The organism is Enterorhabdus sp. P55 (assembly GCF_009911695.1).
Classification (GTDB): Bacteria; Actinomycetota; Coriobacteriia; order Coriobacteriales; family Eggerthellaceae; genus Enterorhabdus.
On the sequence record NZ_QWKK01000004.1, the window covers coordinates 17,641 to 29,932 of the forward strand.

The 12,292-nt window shown below is 64.1% G+C and carries 9 protein-coding genes and 4 tRNA genes; 9 read left to right on the forward strand and 4 right to left on the reverse strand.

From position 1 onward, the window contains the following. Positions 1-6: 6 nt before the first annotated feature. Positions 7-531, reverse strand: a complete 525-nt coding sequence (locus D1643_RS00755) for a bifunctional nuclease family protein (protein WP_160707672.1) — start codon at positions 529-531, stop codon at positions 7-9. Positions 532-671: 140 nt separating this feature from the next. On the opposite strand from D1643_RS00755, the gene D1643_RS00760 reads away from it, so the two are divergent. From D1643_RS00760 to D1643_RS00775, 4 genes are all read left to right on the forward strand, one after another. Next, a tRNA-Ile gene (locus D1643_RS00760) sits at positions 672-748 on the forward strand. A 153-nt stretch (positions 749-901) separates the two neighbouring features. Next, positions 902-977 (forward strand) — tRNA-Ala (locus D1643_RS00765). A 157-nt stretch (positions 978-1,134) separates the two neighbouring features. Further along, entirely contained in the window at positions 1,135-2,028 is an 894-nt protein-coding gene (locus tag D1643_RS00770; protein ID WP_160707675.1) for a DNA-3-methyladenine glycosylase, read from the forward strand. A 45-nt stretch (positions 2,029-2,073) separates the two neighbouring features. After that, positions 2,074-2,637 carry a methylated-DNA--[protein]-cysteine S-methyltransferase gene (locus D1643_RS00775; RefSeq protein ID WP_201750885.1) on the forward strand — a complete coding sequence of 188 codons (564 nt, stop codon included), beginning with the start codon at positions 2,074-2,076 and terminating at the stop codon, positions 2,635-2,637. 46 nt (positions 2,638-2,683) lie between these two features. Here the strand turns inward: D1643_RS00775 and D1643_RS00780 are convergent, their stop codons facing one another. Then, the gene (locus tag D1643_RS00780; RefSeq protein WP_160707676.1) at positions 2,684-3,484 is read right to left on the reverse strand and encodes a TraX family protein; all 801 of its coding nucleotides are present in this window, start codon (positions 3,482-3,484) and stop codon (positions 2,684-2,686) included. A 153-nt stretch (positions 3,485-3,637) separates the two neighbouring features. On the opposite strand from D1643_RS00780, the gene D1643_RS00785 reads away from it, so the two are divergent. From D1643_RS00785 to D1643_RS00805, 4 genes are all read left to right on the forward strand, one after another. Next, entirely contained in the window at positions 3,638-4,657 is a 1,020-nt protein-coding gene (locus D1643_RS00785) for a CPBP family glutamic-type intramembrane protease (protein WP_160707677.1), read from the forward strand. A gap of 21 nt (positions 4,658-4,678) precedes the next feature. Continuing rightward, positions 4,679-5,380 carry a J domain-containing protein gene (locus tag D1643_RS11700; RefSeq protein WP_370520236.1) on the forward strand — a complete coding sequence of 234 codons (702 nt, stop codon included), beginning with the start codon at positions 4,679-4,681 and terminating at the stop codon, positions 5,378-5,380. A gap of 203 nt (positions 5,381-5,583) precedes the next feature. Next, positions 5,584-7,398, forward strand: coding sequence for a translational GTPase TypA (typA, locus tag D1643_RS00800; RefSeq protein WP_160707678.1), 1,815 nt, complete (start codon positions 5,584-5,586; stop codon positions 7,396-7,398). A 432-nt stretch (positions 7,399-7,830) separates the two neighbouring features. Continuing rightward, positions 7,831-9,096 carry a peptidylprolyl isomerase gene (locus D1643_RS00805; RefSeq protein WP_160707679.1) on the forward strand — a complete coding sequence of 422 codons (1,266 nt, stop codon included), beginning with the start codon at positions 7,831-7,833 and terminating at the stop codon, positions 9,094-9,096. A 790-nt stretch (positions 9,097-9,886) separates the two neighbouring features. Here D1643_RS00805 and D1643_RS00810 read toward each other — a convergent pair. Both D1643_RS00810 and D1643_RS00815 read right to left on the reverse strand, forming a co-directional pair. Next, positions 9,887-9,979 (reverse strand) — tRNA-Ser (locus D1643_RS00810). A 130-nt stretch (positions 9,980-10,109) separates the two neighbouring features. Then, positions 10,110-10,201, reverse strand: a tRNA-Ser gene (locus D1643_RS00815). A 559-nt stretch (positions 10,202-10,760) separates the two neighbouring features. On the opposite strand from D1643_RS00815, the gene D1643_RS00820 reads away from it, so the two are divergent. Beyond that, entirely contained in the window at positions 10,761-11,984 is a 1,224-nt protein-coding gene (locus D1643_RS00820; protein ID WP_160707680.1) for a peptidylprolyl isomerase, read from the forward strand. The last annotated feature ends 308 nt before the right edge of the window (positions 11,985-12,292 follow it).

The window sequence follows — 12,292 nt, forward strand, 5'->3', positions numbered from 1 at the left end:
CGGCGGTTAACTGTCGAGGGTGTCGTGGCCATCGTCGGCAAAGTCCTCAGGGGCAAGGGTGTCGAGGAAGGTGCGGAACTCTTGCATGACGGCCTCGTCATCGTCCCGCGTGCGGAACACGCAGGGAAATGACGTGCGCTCGAGCACCGCTTCGTCAATATAGAACGGAGCTTCCTGACGAATGGCCAGCGAGAGCGCATCAGTGGGCCGCGCGTCTAGTTCGATGAGCCGCCCGCCTTGACGCAAGGAGAGCTTCGCGAAGAAGGTGGCACCTTTCGCCCCGCTGATGACCACGTGGTCAACGCGCGCATCGAGGTTGGTGACCGCATCGAGGAACAGATCATGGGTGGTGGGCCGCGGTAGACGCACATGCTCGATGGCGATGCCGAGTTGGGTGGCCTCCTGCGTGCCGATCCAAATGGGGACGATGCGTGATTTCCCTTCCGGTGTGTCTTCGATAGGCTCGAGCACCAGCACCGATGGCTGTCCAGGGGCTGTGACGATGAGGGTGAGAATGCGAAGGGGAATCATGCTCGCTCCTGTCTTCCAAATATGCGGGGACCGCCGTTCGCGGCGTTGGATGTTTCACGTGAAACATTATCCCAATTAACGGCAAAAAGTGCTTGACCATCCTTTGTCACTTGGTATAAGGTAGTCAAGCACTTTTTCAAGGGCCCGTAGCTCAGTTGGTTAGAGCGCACGCCTGATAAGCGTGAGGTCGCTGGTTCAAATCCATTCGGGCCCACCATTTTTTGCGATAAACGCTCCACCGTGAGCCGAGTTAGCCGGTGGAGCGTTTATTATTTTCCCTGCCGGTTCTTGCTCTGATCGTTTCGCTCGCTGTTTCACGTGAAACATGGCTGAGGCTGTCGGAACGCGCAACGAGCCAGGCAACGAGCACGGGGCATTAGCTCAGCTGGGAGAGCGCGGGCTTTGCAAGCCTGAGGTCAGGGGTTCGATCCCCCTATGCTCCACCAAATATGATGAAGAGGGTCAACATTAAGTTGGCCCTCTTTTTTTGTGGATCAAATGTTTCACGTGAAACATTTGTGCGGTTTTCGCTCAAGTGCCGCCTGAGGGCGCTATAGTGGACGAGAAGGGGAATACAACGACGTCTTGGCTGGAGGTGGCCGAATGACCAGCGAAGAGACGGTGCGGATAGGCTACCGCGCGCCGTACCGATTCGACAAGCTGCTTGCATTCTTCGGCCGCCGCGCGTTGGAGGGCGTCGAGCTGGTCGAGGGGGAATCCTACGCTCGGACGGTTCGGCTTGCGCTGCCTGGCGGCGATGAAGCGCAGGGATGGCTGCGGGTCACCGACGATCCCTCCTCCCAGTCACTCATACTTACTATAAGTGAATCACTCATTAATTATGAGCCGCAGGTGAGCGCTCGCATTCGCCGCCAGTTTGACGTAGAGACGGATCCGCAGGCCGTTCATGAGGGCCTTCGCTTGCTCGACGAGGTGGCGCCGGGCGCCGCCGTCGAGGGAACCCGCGTTCCGGGGTGCTTCGACTCGTTCGAGACCGCGTGCCGCGCGGTACTCGGTCAGCAGGTGACGGTGGCAGCTGCCGGCCGGTTCGCCGCGCGGATTGTCGAGAGTTATGGCTCGCTGGTGGAAACGGGGATAGCAGGTCTTACCCACGCGTTCCCCACACCGGCTGAGGTGCTGGCGATTGATGACGTGGAAACGGCGTTTGGCACGCTGGGCGTCATCAGATCGCGCTCGCGCACGATTGTCGAGCTCGCGCGTCTCATTGAAGCGGGAGAGCTATCGCTCTGTCCCGAAGCAGACGCGAAAGACCAGATGGAGCGCCTGCTGGCGATACGCGGCATCGGCCCATGGTCGGCTAACTACCTGGCCATGCGCACGCTGGGGCATCCGGATGCCTTCATGGAGACTGATGTGGGTGTGGCCCAGGCGCTGCCGGAGCTCACCCCGCGTGAGCGCAGCGCCCTCGCCGAGCGCTGGAGGCCTTGGCGCAGCTATGCCAACGTATGCCTGTGGAACTCGCTCGAAGACGGCTGAGATGATGAGCCCCTAGCCGCCAGCGTCCGGCAAGACGCAGCGGGGATGGGACGACGAAGGGAGATTGCCGTGTATTACTCGACGGAATACGACTCACCGGTAGGAAAGCTGACGCTGGCGAGCGACGGCCAGGCTATCTGCGGCCTGTGGCTCGAGGGGCAGAAGTACCACGGCGCCGGCATCGCCGGGGAACTGGAGCGTAACGACCAGGCGGGCGGCTTCGACGAGCTGCGCGCGTGGCTCGACGCCTACTTCGCCGGCGCTCGCCCGGTCCTTGAGAAGGTTCCGCTCGCGCCCATCGGCAGCGAGTTCCAGCGCTTGGTATGGCGATTGCTCACGAAGATCCCCTACGGCGAGGTGACAACGTACGGAGCCCTCGCCGAGCAGATAGCGCAAGAGCGCGGCGGACGACGCACGGCGCCCCTGGCCGTGGGGGGAGCGGTGGGCCATAATCCCATCAGCATCGTCATCCCCTGCCATCGCGTAGTAGGATCCGACGGGAGCCTCACCGGTTACGCGGGCGGCCTCACGCGCAAGATGTGGTTGCTCGAGCACGAGGGTGTGAAGGCGGACGGCCTTTACGTGCCGAAGCGGGGCACGGCGCTTTAGGAAAGACATCGCGCGCGTGTCGAAAACATGGACGCGAGCGGGGAAATCAGATGATCAGCACGCTCATCAGCCAGATGACGGCCAGGTGGACGGGATAGTAAGCGTAGAAGAACCATTTCATCGGGCGACCACGCCGACCGTTATAGTAGGTGATAAGAGCGCTTCCGAAGAAGAACCCCACAAGCGCAAAGAAAACGGTAGCCCACAGCGCGGCGAGGGCGCCGAGGTCGTCGATGGTATTAGTGGCGCTGAATGATGGCGCTGCGGCAGCGAAGGGATCGGCTGTCAGCATACTGAGGGCGCCTACTGCGTCGGGGCCGTGGGAGACAATCGCGAGCGCCGGCGGCAAGCCTATGGCGAGGAAGGGGACGGCCAGCGCCATCGGCACGCCGTGTGGATGATGGCGAAGCCGATGGAAGAGCAGCACCGTCAGCACGCCGATGAGTCCCCAGTCGAAGGGGAGGCTAGCCAGCGTTGCCATGCCTGCGATCAGCGCGAACAGCGGTCGCGATGAGACGCGGTCGTGCGCGACGAGTACGCCGAGCGACACGAGCAGCGTGAACAGAACATTCGGTACCGCACCCCACAGCAGCGAGTACGGCACCTGTGATACCACGGCGAACGCCGCCAAGCGCAATGCGTAGCGGCGCACATTCGAGGTGTAGTGGTAGCCCTCAACCAACAGAAAGGCCATGATGGGAAACGTGATGCCGCCGAGAGGGTAGAGCCCCATTGCCGCCGTCGGAATCGTCGAAGCGAAGACGTTGGCAACATGGTTGCACGTCATGGCGACGATAGCCGTCACCTTCAGCCAGAAAGAGGATATGCCTACGCCGCTCTTGCTCATGGGGACATCATAGACGACCCTGCGCTCCATTGGGTTGAGCCCGGGGCGTACTATGGGGGCATGAGCGAAACACGGCAGAAAACAGAGGGGAGGAACGCCCCGAGCGCCACCCGGAAAAACCCCATTGGGGGCCTTGCTGCACGGACGCCCATCGTGGTGGTGATTCTGGCGGCCGGCTTGGCGGGGTGTGTGCTCTCTATCAGCGATAATGTTAACTATAGCGAACTTCTGCGGAACTTCTTAGTGCTTATAGCGGGGTGCGCGCTGACGGCGGTTGTGGAGGAGGTGCTCTTTCGCGGCTTGCTCATGAACGCGCTGCTGTACGCGGGGGAGCGCGTGATGTTTCACGTGAAACATCACGGGAAAAACGATGCGCCGTACGATAGTGACGGACGGGGTGAGGGGAAGGGCTCTCGAATGTTTCACGTGAAACATTCGAAGCCGCGGGGAGATTCGAGTGAGCCTCATGGATCGCGATGCGCTGCGGGTACGGTGGCGTTGGTGGCCGTTGTGGGAAGCGCGATGGTGTTTGCGGCGCTGCATATTGTTCCCGCAGCAGGAGAGCCGTGGCCGTGGGAGATGGCGCTTGAAGCGGAGGTCGCGGCGGAATCTAGGGGTACGATGGGAGTTGAGGCCGCGCCGGAAGCCGGGGGCGTGGTGGGAGCCGGGAACGTGCCAGAAGCTGCGAGAACATTGGAAGCCGGCGACGCGCTGGAAACTGCAGGCACGTCGGAAGCTGTGGGCGCGGTGGGAGATGAGGTCGCGTCGGAATCCAGGGGCGCGGTGGGAGTTGCGGTTGCTGCGGGGCTCAAGGTGATGCAGGCGCTGCTCTTCGGCATCGCCATGGCCGGGTTGCGCCTGGTCTCGCTCTCTCGGACGCGCTGCTCGGGGGCGAGTGCGTCTGGCGCGATGGAGGGCGTAGCGAATCTGGTGCGATTGGACGGGCTGGCTGTGCCCGTTGGCGTTCACTTCGGGTTTGACCTGCTGTACTTTGCGCCGGTGGTGCTGGCGACAGGCGCGTTTCCCCTTACTTATATCAGCACGACGCCCGCGGAATGGGCGCCCGCGGTCGCATCGACCGTGGTTCTGCTGTGGCCGGCGGCTTGGGCCCTCGGAATTGCCCGTCGTGGCGTGCTACCATACGACGACGATCAAGACCGCCGCCGCTCGTAGGCGGAAAGGAAGGAGAGGCCCGTGAACCGCATGGAGGCGCTGCGCGCGCTGGGTCTGGACTCCGATGCCACGCCTGAGGACATCAAGGTGGCCTACAGGGAGACGGCGCAGATCCTTCATCCGGATCGCTTCGCCGCCAACAAGAAGCTGCAAGATCGCGCGACCGAGCAGTTCAAGCGCCTGCAAGAGGCGTACGACTTCCTGCAAAGGGACGCGGGGAGGACGGGGCGCCGCCCCGGCGGGGCGAACGCGGGCGCTCGCCGCCGCGGGGCGGCCGCCGCGGGGTGGTCTGGTGCCGGCACGCAGGGTGCGGGGGCGCAGAGCGCGGGCGCAAGCACCGGCGCGGGGGCGTCGGGAACAGCGCGGCCGCACGTCGAGGTGGACGAGGATGGCAACGAGGTCGAATACGTCACCGACGCGGAGCTGCGCGCGCGGCTGGCAGGTATCGCCGCCGCCCGTGTCCAGATGGTGGCTCAGCGCGACGCCCTGCTCGACGAGCGTCGAAACGGTGCGGTCATGGCGGCCATCGGCGCGGTACTCGCACTGCTCACCGCGCGGCGTCCCTTCGGCATTCTCGGCGTCATCGCCGCCGCTGCCTCGGCCGCCACGGTGTGGGGAATCGTCCAGGTAGTGTCGTCGCAGCGTAACCTCACGACCCTCAACGAGCATTTGGACGAGCTGACTCGTCAGCGTAGGGAATACGAGGCGCTCCTCGACGAGTAGCTCCCCCGATTTCGCGTCCGGCTGCCGACTTGGGGCTCTGGTGGCTCCGCCGAGGAGGCGTTCCGCGTGTTTCACGTGAAACATCTGTTGGTGGCGTTCGGCGCGCGTATAATACGCACGCACCACGAACGCCGTGTTCGCAGCCGCTTTTCGCGCGTGTCGACAGGGCATCCCATCGCAAGAGAAAAGAGAACCCCGAACCTATGCAGCAAGAGAACATCCGCAACGTCGCCATTATCGCCCACGTCGATCACGGCAAGACCACCCTGGTCGATCGCCTTCTGTGGGCTTCCCACGTGTTCCGCGAGAACCAGCAGGTAGAGGAGCGCGTGCTCGACTCCAACGACCAGGAGCGCGAGCGCGGCATCACCATCCTCTCCAAGAACATCTCCATCACCTACAAGGACGTGAAGATCAACGTCATCGACACCCCGGGTCACGCCGACTTCGGCGGCGAGGTCGAACGCGTGCTCAACATGGCTGACGGCGCGCTGCTCATCGTGGACGCCTACGAGGGCCCGAAGCCTCAGACGCGCTTCGTGCTGTCGCACGCGCTGGAGCGCGGCCTGCGCATCGTGGTGGTGGTGAATAAGATCGATCGCCCCAACGCCAACCCCGAAGGCGCAGTGGATAAGGTGTTCGACCTGATGGTGGAGCTGGGCGCCACCGATGAGCAGCTCGACTTCCCCGTCGTGTACGCCTCGGCCGTCAACGGCTATGCGCGCAAGGACCCGGAAGACGGGAACATGGACATGGTGCCGCTGCTCGACACCATCCTGGCGGAGATCCCCGCGCCGGACGTCGACCCCGACGGAGCTGTGGCGCTACAGGTGTGCACGGTTGACCATTCCAGCTACGAGGGGCGCATCGGCGTGGGGCGCCTGCACAGCGGCACGCTCCACGAGAAGGAGACCGTGCTCGTGGTGAAGGCCGACGGCACCGAGCGCACTGCCCAGATTCGCAAGGTGTACACCTTCGAGAACCTTGGCAAGGTTGAGGTGCCCGAGGCGCACGCGGGCGACATCGTGGCCGTCATCGGCATCGAGGACGCGGACATCGGCGACATCCTCACCTGCCCCGATAACCCTGTGGAGCTGCCGGCTATCGCGGTGGAAGAGCCCACCATGGCCATCGTGTTCGAGGCTTCCACGAGCCCGCTCGTCGGCCGCGAGGGCGACATCGTCGGCGGCCGCCAGCTGAAGGAGCGCCTGCTGCGCGAGAAGGAGAGCAACATCTCCATGCGCATCAACGAGCTTGAGGACAAGAGCGGCATCGAGGTGGCCGGCCGCGGCGTGCTGCACCTGTCGGTGCTCATGGAGACGATGCGCCGCGAGGGCTTCGAGTTCCAGGTGGGCCGCCCGCGCGTGGTGTACAAGAAGGCCGAGGACGGCAGCCGCCTCGAGCCCATCGAGGAGGCCACGGTGGACGTGCCCAGCGAGTACGCGGGCAAGGTCATCGAGGTCATGGGTACGGCCGGCGGCATCATGGAGGATATGGCGTCGGATGAGACCATGACGCACCTCACCTTCCGCATCCCCTCGCGCGGCACCATGGGCCTCAAGACCCGCGTGCTTAACGTCAGCCACGGCGAGGCCGTGCTGTTCCATCACTTCAAGGAGTACGGTCCCTATTCCGGCGAGATGGCCGGTCGCAAGAACGGCGGCATGATTGCCATGTCCACCGGCAAGGCCGTGGCCTACGCGCTCGATACGCTGCAGGAGCGCGGGCGGCTGTTCGTGTCGCCGGGCGATGAGTGCTACGAGGGCATGATCGTGGGAGAGTCCGCCAAGGAAGGCGACATGGTGGTGAACGTCGAGAAGACGAAGAACCTGGGCAACCAGCGTTCGAGCACCGCCGACAAGGCCATCCAGCTCACGCCGCCCATCACCTTCACCTTGGAAGAGGCCCTGGAGTACATCGAGGACGACGAGTTGGTGGAGGTGACGCCGCAGTCCATTCGCCTGCGCAAGCGTCTGCTCTCGGCCACTGACCGCAAGAAGGCGGCCAAGCGCGCGTAACGCCGAGTGCGCCCGCGCCTGCGTCGTCCGCGCAGAGAGCGGCGGCTGGGCACGCCCGCAGCGTGCTAGTCGCGAGCGGGACGGGAGAGCGGGTCGCGCTCGGGACATGCTCAGCATGGAGGCGCCACGCGTTTGCCGAGCGTCGCCGTTCTCGCCGGCGTGGGCGCCGAAGAAGCACGAGCCGAGGGCCGTCGGGGGAGACCTGACGGCCCTCGGCTCGTTTTCCCGAGAGCGTGTTTCACGTGAAACACGCTTGCTTGGAGCGGGAAACTTCCTGCTGCGCTGTTTACCGGCTGTGAAACGAAAGTGGTCATATCGTGAACCGCCGCGCGCCCCTCTACGCCGTGTGCAAGAATACACGCGAAATGACCATGGGGGCCGATGCCTAAAATCGTGCATCAATCCCGGCGTCCATGATAGAGAAAGGCGATCATGAAGAAGCTATCTGTCGCAAAATCCGTCTGCGCTGCCAGCTTGGCCCTCGCCTGTGCGTGGGGCATCGTCGGCTGCGGCGGCGGCACCACTGTCAACGGCGTGAAGCTCACTGGTGGCACGGCGGCCACCGTCAACGGCACCGAGATCCCCGAGGACGACGTGACGCTGGAAGTGCAGGCCATTCGCGAGCGCATGGGCCTCACCGACGAGCAGGCTTGGGGCGAGTGGATGGCCCAAAACGGCTTCACCCCCGAGACCGTGCGCGAGCAGGTCATCGACGGCCTGGTGAACGAGGAGCTCATTCGCCAGATCACCAAGGAGCAGGAGATCACGGTGGATGCGGCCGAGATCGACGGCTATGTGGACAGCATGCGCTCGCGCTACGAGAGCGACGAGCAGTGGCAGGACGCCCTTGAGCAGGCTGGCCTGACCGAGGAAGAGTACCGCGAGAACATCGAGCTCTCGCTGCTCTCCAACCGCCTGATGGAGACCGTGGCCACCGATGACGAGCCTGCCGCCGAGGATATGCTGACCTACGCGCAGATGTTCGCCTCCTCCTATAACGGCGCCAAGCGCTCGAGCCACATCCTGTTCGACTCGGGCGACGAGGCCACCGCCCAGGAGGTGCTGGAGAAGATCAACGCCGGGCAGCTCGACTTCGCCGAGGCCGCCAAGCAGTACTCCAAGGACACCGGCTCGGCCGCTAATGGCGGAGACGTGGGCTGGGACAAGCTGACCACCTTCGTCGACGAGTACCAGACCGCGCTGAACGATCTGGACAACGGTGCCGTGAGTGGCCTGGTGCCCAGCCAGTTCGGCATCCACATCATCAAGTGCACCGACGTGTTCACGGCGCCGTCTGAGGTGACGAGCACCGATCAGCTGCCGGAGGAGTTCGTCACCTCCATCCGCACCATGCTGTCGCAGAGCCAGAGCTCGCAGGGCTACACCACCTGGCTGACCGAGCAGCGCGAGGCTGCCGATGTGGTAGTGAACCCGATGCCCGAGGGCCTGCCCTACTACGTTGACATGACGCAGTTCGAGACGGCTGACGAGGGTGCGGATAACCCCGACACGGGTACCGGCACCGAGGCCGGTACCGAGGGCGGCACCGAGGGCGTGACCCCCGAGGCGCCCACCGAGGGCGATGCCGCGCCGGAAGGCGATGCCGCTGATGATGGCGCCGCCGCTGGCGAGGGCGATGCCGCGAAGGAAGGCGCCGCCGATCAGCCCGCCGAGGGAACCCAGGGCGCTCAGCAATAACCAAGCCGCCGCAGGAAGAGCAGGCCCCGCGTTTCACTGGGAACGCGGGGCCTGCTTGCGTAGAGGAAGGGCCAAGGGAGGCGCGGGCGAGCGCCGGGCCCATCGGCTTCCTGTTTTTCGACGTACGAATGTTTCACGTGAAACATTCTTCGCCGCAATACGCTGCGACGAAGAATCGGCGTGGAGGGAGCTCGGCGACCGCGCAGCGAGCGTGCGATGGGGCTGGTGGGATGAGGCGCTCTGCGGTAGCGCAGGGTACGATGGGGCCGGCGCGGAGGGCGCTCGCCGGCAGCGCAGGGTGCGATGGGGCTGGCACGTCGGGGCGCTCGGCGAGCGCTCGGTATGCGATGGGGCCGGCACGACGGGGTGTATAGCGTGGACGTGGCGATACGCTGGCGTGCTGCGGCGGGGTGCGAAGACCCGGCCGCGTGCGATGCGGAGCGCTGCGATGACGTGCGTGGGGCTAGGGGGGCATGGAAGGAGCCGTGCGGGATTGGGACTGGCTCACCCGCGCTCGTCATCAACGTACGAATGTTTCACGTGAAACATTCGGCAGCGCAACACGTCACGCCGCGAATCGTCGGAGCGCAACACGTCACGTCGCGAATAATCAGAGCGCGCCACGGTTCTGCGGGGAGACTTCAACAACGTGACACGTTGCGAAAGGGTGGAGCCCGCTGCAGTGCCGCGTGATGCGTCCGGTTGCATCGTATCATCCGATGCGCGCGGGCATCATCCCACGCCACGCAACAAAAAACGCCCCGCGGATGGCGGGGCGTTTCGCTGTTTCTGGCGGAGGAGGAGGGATTCGAACCCTCGTCACCGGGGTTACCGGTGAAACGGTTTTCGAGACCGCCGCATTCAACCACTCTGCCACCCCTCCGCTTGGGGCGGGCGTCCGAGGACGCTCCCTATGACGGAAGGCGGGCGGTGGTTTGCGCTGCGTCTTCCCGAGCCGCATTCCTTCCCGGAGTGTTTCACGTGAAACGGGGAAGGGGGCTGTTAACTCTTAGTGGCGGAGAGGCGGGGATTCGAACCCCGGATACGCTTTTGGCGCATACACGATTTCCAATCGTGCTCCTTCGGCCAGCTCGGACACCTCTCCGCTGCTTACAGGCCGACCGGCGATAATCGCCGATGCAGCAAATACGTAGTATAGCGGACGCCTTGCGAGCTCACAAGCAGGATTTTTCTTTTGAGCAGAAGGAAGGGGGCGGTGAGTGCCGCGGCCTCTCTTGTAGGGTTTGTTGCCAAGCTGTAATATATCCAGGTTGCGCTGCGTTCTCGCGCCTCCGTGTTCCGCCGCCGGGTGGCCCGAGGACCGCAGCGTGGCATCCGGCGCGCGCCTCCGACCCGAATCTTCCCGCTAGCTATCAAGAACGCCAGGAGTCTGTCTCCGGAAAAGCCCCGACCCTTGCGCTCACTTGAGGCGCACTTGAGTCTCACTGACATATCACTTGAATTTCAGTGAGACTCAAGTGATGAAGTGAAGCGAAGGGCACCTGAGGGGAGGAAGGGGACGGTGAAAGGCCGCGTTTTCGTCGTCCCATCATGTGGAGAGTTGGCGCTTCGGGGGCGGTTTCGGGGTTCTTTCAGCCTATTTTCAGGTTCGAGTGACTAAAATGGGGCAGTTTTCGTAACGTAACAGGAAGGCTACCCACACGATGCTTACACTTTCGAATCTCAAACGCTTCGGCGCCGTGGCGGTGAGCGCGGCGCTCGTTGCCACCATGGCCGGCTGCGCTGCCGGCGGCAACGGTATCTCCGATACCTCCCAGGGCACTGCCGCCACCCTGAACGGCAAGCCCATCGGCGAGAAGGCCATCACGGAGTACGTCGCCGAGTTCCGCGAGTCCGCCGACCTCACCGACGACGATGCCTGGGGCCAGTGGATGGTCTCCAACGGCTACACGCCCGAGTCCGTCCGCGAGGAGGTCATCAACTTCTACGCCGACAAGCTCCTGCTCGACCAGGCGGCCGAGGAGAAGGGCATCAAGATCGAGCAGTCCGAGATCGACGACCAGCTCTCCCAGGCCAAGGCCATGTTCGAGAGCGAGGACAAGTGGAAGGAAGCCCTCGAGCAGAGCGGCATGACCGAGGAAGAGTACATCGACGAGGTCATCCGCACCAACCTTCTGCAGCAGAAGATTCAGGAGGCCCTCACCAGCGAGGAAGGCACCGGCTCGTCCGACGAGGAGCTGCTGGCCTACCTGCAGGACAGCGCGTCGCTGCTTGACGGCACCAAGCGCTCGAGCCACATCCTCTTCAACAGCGAGGATCGCGACACGGCCGAGCAGGTGCTCGAGCGCATCAACTCCGGTGAGCTAGACTTCGCCGCGGCGGCCGAGCAGTACTCCGCCGACACCGGCAGCGCCGCCCAGGGCGGTGACGTGGGCTGGGATGCCACCGCGTCTTTCGTGACCGGCTACCAGAACGCCCTCGAGGGCCTGGAGAAGGATCAGGTGAGCGACCTGGTCGAGAGCGACTACGGCATCCACATCATCAAGTGCACCGACGTGTACAACGTGCCGGAGGGCGGCATCACCGAGCTCGGCCAGGTGCCGGAGGAGATTGTCGAGACCGTCCGCACCAACATGACGGCCAGCTCGGGCACGACCTCGTTCTACTCCTGGTACAGCGACTACCGTGACGCGGCCGACCTGGTGATCAACCCCATGCCGGAGAAGCTCCCCTATGCCATCGACCTCTCGGCCTACCAGGCTGCCACGCCTGACGTGACCGCTGAGGACCCGGGTGCGACCGAGGGTGCGGCCGACCAGGGCAGCGCCGACGCCGGTTCCGCGCAGGGCGCCGACGCGCAGGGCGCTGACGCGGGCGCTCCCGCCTCTGGAGGCTCCGCGAGCGGAAGCGGCACCACGAGCAACTAGCAAGCTCTCAGCTATCACGCGCACGAAGGGCGTGTCCCCTAACGGGGGGCACGCCCTTTTTTTGTGCGGGGGGGGGTCCCAATGTAGCTATTTCATTGCAAAAATGTAACGCCATATTTACAATTGGGGGTTGAAGGCAGAGGGAAGTGTGCCTTCTAGAAGCGCATTGGCGAGGCTCTGGGCAGAGGGCTTCGTGCTCTTGGAGGGGCCGGCGGGGCAAGGCCGGCTCTGAGAAGGACAACTATCAGCTGAGGGCGGCGTTTTGCGCTGTCCAGCGATGCTCCATTGGAGTGAGAATGGTGAGTTCA

What these genes read in the sequence shown, in the direction of transcription:
- D1643_RS00755 (WP_160707672.1), bottom strand. Translation starts at nt 531, where the DNA reads ATGATTCCCCTTCGCATTCTCACCCTCATCGTCACAGCCCCTGGACAG.
- D1643_RS00770 (WP_160707675.1), top strand. Translation starts at nt 1,135, where the DNA reads ATGACCAGCGAAGAGACGGTGCGGATAGGCTACCGCGCGCCGTACCGA.
- D1643_RS00775 (WP_201750885.1), top strand. Translation starts at nt 2,074, where the DNA reads ATGGGACGACGAAGGGAGATTGCCGTGTATTACTCGACGGAATACGAC.
- D1643_RS00780 (WP_160707676.1), bottom strand. Translation starts at nt 3,484, where the DNA reads ATGAGCAAGAGCGGCGTAGGCATATCCTCTTTCTGGCTGAAGGTGACG.
- typA (WP_160707678.1), top strand. Translation starts at nt 5,584, where the DNA reads ATGCAGCAAGAGAACATCCGCAACGTCGCCATTATCGCCCACGTCGAT.
- D1643_RS00805 (WP_160707679.1), top strand. Translation starts at nt 7,831, where the DNA reads ATGAAGAAGCTATCTGTCGCAAAATCCGTCTGCGCTGCCAGCTTGGCC.
- D1643_RS00820 (WP_160707680.1), top strand. Translation starts at nt 10,761, where the DNA reads ATGCTTACACTTTCGAATCTCAAACGCTTCGGCGCCGTGGCGGTGAGC.